This is a genomic window from Protofrankia sp. CiT1, from assembly GCF_917627335.1.
Classification (GTDB): Bacteria; Actinomycetota; Actinomycetes; order Frankiales; family Frankiaceae; genus Protofrankia.
In genome coordinates this window covers 6,241-6,856 of sequence record NZ_CAKJTP010000064.1, presented here as the reverse complement: position 1 = coordinate 6,856, position 616 = coordinate 6,241, and the positions used below count along the sequence as shown (strand labels likewise).

Annotated in this window: 1 protein-coding gene; it reads left to right on the top strand. The window is 70.8% G+C overall.

Annotated elements, in window-relative coordinates:
• Positions 1–127 precede the first annotated feature (127 nt).
• Positions 128–586, top strand: a complete 459-nt coding sequence (locus tag MJ785_RS12385; RefSeq protein WP_239380939.1) for a DivIVA domain-containing protein — start codon at positions 128–130, stop codon at positions 584–586.
• Positions 587–616 lie beyond the last annotated feature (30 nt).

Below are 616 nucleotides of genomic sequence, written 5' to 3'. Positions count from 1 at the left end.
TTTAGCGGCCGGCGCTGGAAGCTTCGAGGATCCACACCCCTGTTGCCGGGCGCTCTTATCCGCCGGCCACGTATGCGGCGGACCCGCCCGGAGCCTGCGCCGGCCTGCGTCCGCGTGAAAAAGAGCGGTGATCGTGCTGTCGGGGTGGCGGGTGCGGCATAATTTCTCAACCCGTGCCACGATCGTGGATGTGTTGCTCGTCGTCGAGATAGTGGTTGTTGCCGCAATTGTCTTCGCCGTCGCGGCTCTGTCGGTCGGACGCTTCGACCGGTTGTCGCCAGCGCCGCCGGACGCGGCCGGTGACGGTCTGCCGGCATTGACCGTGTCCGCTGCCGACCTCGCCGGTGTTCGGTTCGACATGGCGTTCCGGGGCTACCGGATGGCCGAGGTCGACGCGGTGGTCGCGCGGCTCGCGGACGAGCTTGCCTGGCGGGACGCTGAACTCGCGCGGCGGGACGAGGAGATGGTCAGGCTGGCTTCCTTCGCCCATGCCGACGAGCAGGCGCCGAGCTACCGGAGGGCGGAGCGCGACGGCTGGACCGGCCACGCCGATGCCGTCGGCCCGGCGGCCCCGCCGGTGGAGTAACCGGCCGCCGGGCGGGCATGGCCGCGTGGA